Genomic DNA, 4,437 nt, shown 5'->3' with positions numbered 1-4,437 from the left:
ATATAGTGGATTAACAAAAATCAGGACAAGGCGACGAAGCCGCAGACAGTACAGATAGTACGAAACCGATTCACTTGGTGCTTCAGCACCTTAGAGAATCGTTCTCTTTGAGCTAAGGTGAGGCAACGCCGTACTGGTTTAAAGTTAATCCACTATAAAAGCCGTATTCCTTATCGGCACGCTATTTCAGACGACCCCTCATCAATCACGGCACTTTGTCCGTCCCGACTTCCTTACAGTGTCTTCCCGCCGTTTTTTCCCGTAAAATAATGCCTTTAACTCCCGATACTTGTTTTCAGACGACCTGTCCCCACCGTAGAGGTCGTCTGAAATCCATTCTCTCTCAATTAAACCCAATACAATGATTCAAAAAATATTCTCATGGTTCGAATCCCGAATCGACCCTTACCCCGAAGCCGCCCCGAAAACGCCTGAAAAAGGGCTGTGGCGGTTTATCTGGAGCAACATCGAAGGCTTGCGCAAATGGATTGCCGTATTGGCGGTGTTTACCGCCGGTATCGGCATTATGGAAGCCCTGCTGTTTCAATTTATGGGCAAAGTCGTGGACTGGCTCGGCAAATACACGCCCGCCACCCTGTTTGCCGAAAAAGGCTGGGCGTTGACGGCGATGGCGGCGATGATGGTGTTTTTCGCCCTCTGGACCTTCCTCGCGTCCAACGTGCGCCTGCAAACCCTGCAAGGCGTGTTCCCCATGCGCCTGCGCTGGAATTTCCACCGCCTGATGCTGGGGCAGAGCCTCGGTTTCTATCAGGACGAATTTGCCGGCCGCGTGTCCGCCAAAGTCATGCAGACCGCGCTGGCGTTGCGCGACGTGGTGATGACGGTTGCCGATATGGTCGTTTATGTGCTGGTGTATTTCATTACCTCCGGCGTGATTTTGGTCGCGCTCGACGGCTGGCTGCTGCTGCCCTTTATCGGCTGGATGATTGGCTTCGCCTTAGTGATGCGCTTCCTGATTCCCAAGCTCGGCAAAACCGCTTCGCGTCAGGCGGATGCGCGCTCGCTGATGACTGGCCGCATTACCGACGCCTATTCCAACATCACCACCGTCAAACTCTTCTCCCACGGCGCGCGCGAAGCGGCTTATGCCAAGCAGTCGATGGAAGAATTTATGGTTACGGTACACGCCCAAATGCGTTTGGCGACGCTCCTGCACACTTGCAGCTTCATCGTCAACAGCTCGCTGACCGCCGGCACGACCGCGCTGGGCATCTGGCTTTGGTATCACGGACAGGTCGGCGTCGGCGCGGTTGCCACCGCCACCGCCATGGCGTTGCGCGTCAACGGTCTGTCGCAATACATCATGTGGGAATCCGCCCGATTGTTTGAAAACATCGGCACCGTCAACGACGGCATGGCAACCCTGTCCAAACCGCAAACCATCCTCGACAAGCCGAACGCCCTGCCGCTGAAAGTGTCGCAAGGCGAAATCAAGTTCGAACACGTCGATTTCTCCTACGAAGCCGGCAAACCGCTGCTCAACGGCTTCAACCTCACCATCCGCCCGGGCGAAAAAGTCGGGCTGATCGGACGCAGCGGCGCGGGCAAATCCACCATCGTCAACCTGCTTTTGCGCTTCTACGAACCGCAAAGCGGCACGATTTCGATTGACGGGCAAAACATCAGCGACGTTACCCAAGAAAGCCTGCGCGCCCAAATCGGTTTGGTCACGCAAGACACCTCACTGCTGCACCGTTCCGTGCGCGACAACATCGTTTACGGCCGCCCCGACGCCACCGACGCCGAAATGATTTCCGCCGCCGAACGCGCCGAAGCCGCCGACTTCATCCCCAACCTCAGCGACGCCAAAGGGCGGCGTGGCTATGACGCGCACGTCGGCGAACGCGGCGTGAAACTCTCCGGCGGTCAGCGCCAACGCATCGCTATCGCCCGCGTCATGCTCAAAGACGCGCCGATCCTGCTGCTCGACGAAGCCACCAGCGCGCTCGACTCCGAAGTCGAAGCCGCCATCCAAGAAAGCCTCGACAAAATGATGGACGGCAAAACCGTCATCGCCATCGCCCACCGCCTCTCCACCATCGCCGCGATGGACAGGCTCATCGTCTTGGACAAAGGCCGTATCATCGAAGAAGGCAGCCACGCCGAACTCCTCGAAAAACAAGGCCTCTACGCCAAACTCTGGGCGCACCAGAGCGGCGGTTTCCTCAACGAACACGTCGAGTGGGAGCATTAAAAACCGCCCGATAAAGCGGGCAAATAAAAGGTCGTCTGAAAAATAAGCAATTAGATTATGTTTCACTTTGATGTGATGATGGAATAAAATTGAATTTGGGTTATTCAATATTAGTTGATGACAATTTTGGAAAGAAAATATGAAACGATCTATCAAATATTTGAGTATGGCTGCACTTGCATTTGCAGCAAATGCATGGGCAGGAAGCGCAGAAGAAGAGTTGCTGAACGCATTTGTAAAATGTGATGCATCTATGTTTGATATCTTGAAAAACGAGCAGGAGCAATTGAGCAAATATGCTCCGATTGAGAAAGTAGGAACGGTTGCACGTTTTCAGTTAGGTGTTGCTGATGAGGATGGGAAAAGACAGGTTGTTTTTAATAAGCCGATAACATTAAAAGGCTTACGTTTCAGTAGTTTCGAGACAATAAATTTGGAAATGCCATTTAATGAGGCGGGTAAAAATCCTATCTTTTATTTTTGGGGATTTGAAATCGAAAAAGCGCAGGCTGCTGATGTGATGGCGAAGTTCCCACAATGGGGTTTGAAACCGATGGGTGAAAATTTTGCGACTACTCCGCAAATTATTATTAATAGTCACAAGTCCTTACACTGGCAGCCAAATATGCAAGCAACGCCTAATTCGATGCCTGCGAAAAATACAGTAGAAAAAATGTTGGTATTGGAAGAGGAAAGTGGCAAAACAAGTCTCTACTGCACGGTTCAAGGTTATCCGAATAACCAATTGATTCGTCGTGAGCGACTTGATTTAATCGGAGGAAAATAAAATGAAAAAGTTGGCTGTTTTTTTGATGGCGATTTGTTTGCCAATTTCAGCATTTGCCGAATTTGCCGATAAGCCAAGATTTTTGCCCATGTCCGGCGGTACTCGGAGTCAGGCTTATGTAGACATGGAAAGTATCAGGCATCATCCTAACAATCCAAAATTGTTAGTATATGATATGGTAACCAATTTTGATGATACCGTTAGCGAAGTGGCGGGAACTTCTGTGATAGAGAAGCATTATCTTGATTGTCTGAATAAGATCGATATCTCAAATCCAGAACCAATGAAGGTATACAGTAGTCCTTTTGGAAAAGGGGAATTATTGCATGATATTCCAAGTGAGTCTAACCGGTTTGAAATGAAAGAGATTTCCCCAATTAGTATACTATCTGCTTTTGTGTGCGAGGTCGGAGGTCGTGATTTTGGCGGCAACCCGAATGCCTTCGAAGACATGAAAAAAGAATTGGATAAAATGACGAAGCAGAAAGGTCGAAAAAGATAAACCTTCAAGGTCGTCTGAAACCGAAAATCAGGTTTCAGACGACCTTTTTTGATTTCGGCATAACGATGCGCTAAACTTCCCGCTTGTGCCGCCTGACAAGGCGGATGGCAGATTGCCTGTTCCCCTGATTCCGCCTGTTTTCATGACCAAGCGGGCAACAGGTTTTCTGCCACTTTATAGTGGATTAATTTTAAACCAGTACGGCGTTGCCTCGCCTTGTCCTGATTCAAATTTAATCCACTATACTGCAGCCGCGCCGATAAAAACACGACGGAGCGCATACCGCGAACGGTTTCGCGCCATTCGGCTGACAATATGTTCCAAACCAAAAATCCATCTATAAAGGTCGTCTGAAAATGAAACCCTTGCTGATTCAAACACTGCGCACTACGCTGACAGCGTCTGTCGTACTTATGCTCGCTGCCTGTCCGAGCCACACCTCCGACAAATCGGATGCCAAGCCGAATACCCATACCGCGAATACCGCCAAGCCCAAAGCCGTGGTCGCGCTTGCGCTCGGCGGCGGCGCATCCAAAGGCTTCGCCCATATCGGCATTATCAAAGTATTGAAAGAAAACAATATTCCCGTCAAAGTCGTAACCGGCACATCCGCAGGCTCCATCGTCGGCAGCCTGTACGCTTCAGGCATGTCGCCCGACCGCCTCGAACTCGAAGCCGAAATTTTAGGCAAAACCGACTTGGTTGACCTGACCTTGTCCAGCAGCGGCTTCATCAAAGGCGAAAAACTGCAAAACTACATCAACCAAAAAGTCGGCAACCGCCCCATCCAACAATTGCCGATTAAATTCGCCGCCGTCGCCACCGATTTTGAAAGCGGCAAAGCCGTCGCCTTCAACCGAGGCAACGTCGGACAGGCAGTCCGCGCGTCCGCTTCCATCCCCAACGTGTTCCAGCCCACCACGATTGGCGGCC

Annotated in this window: 4 protein-coding genes; all 4 read left to right on the top strand. The window is 50.9% G+C overall.

Going from position 1 to position 4,437, the window contains the following annotated elements; genetic code table 11:
• The first annotated feature begins 361 nt into the window (after positions 1 to 361).
• Positions 362 to 2,215 carry an ABC transporter ATP-binding protein gene (locus tag HMPREF1051_RS02110; RefSeq protein ID WP_003763728.1) on the top strand — a complete coding sequence of 618 codons (1,854 nt, stop codon included), beginning with the start codon at positions 362 to 364 and terminating at the stop codon, positions 2,213 to 2,215.
• Positions 2,216 to 2,354: 139 nt separating this feature from the next.
• Positions 2,355 to 3,002 (top strand): hypothetical protein, encoded by a 648-nt coding sequence (locus tag HMPREF1051_RS02105; protein ID WP_003763735.1) that lies wholly within the window; start codon positions 2,355 to 2,357, stop codon positions 3,000 to 3,002.
• Between the two features lies 1 nt (position 3,003).
• Positions 3,004 to 3,504: a surface-adhesin E family protein gene (locus HMPREF1051_RS02100; protein ID WP_003763731.1), complete on the top strand. Its 501-nt coding sequence runs from the start codon at positions 3,004 to 3,006 to the stop codon at positions 3,502 to 3,504.
• Between the two features lie 356 nt (positions 3,505 to 3,860).
• Positions 3,861 to 4,437 (top strand): patatin-like phospholipase family protein (locus HMPREF1051_RS02095; protein ID WP_036491327.1); only part of this gene is annotated, 577 nt, incomplete at its 3' end.

Origin of the sequence: Neisseria sicca VK64 (genome assembly GCF_000260655.1) — a bacterium.
Taxonomy (GTDB): domain Bacteria; phylum Pseudomonadota; class Gammaproteobacteria; order Burkholderiales; family Neisseriaceae; genus Neisseria; species Neisseria sicca_B.
The sequence above is the reverse complement of the archived record's forward strand: the minus strand, read 5'-3'. Positions and strand labels throughout refer to the sequence as shown.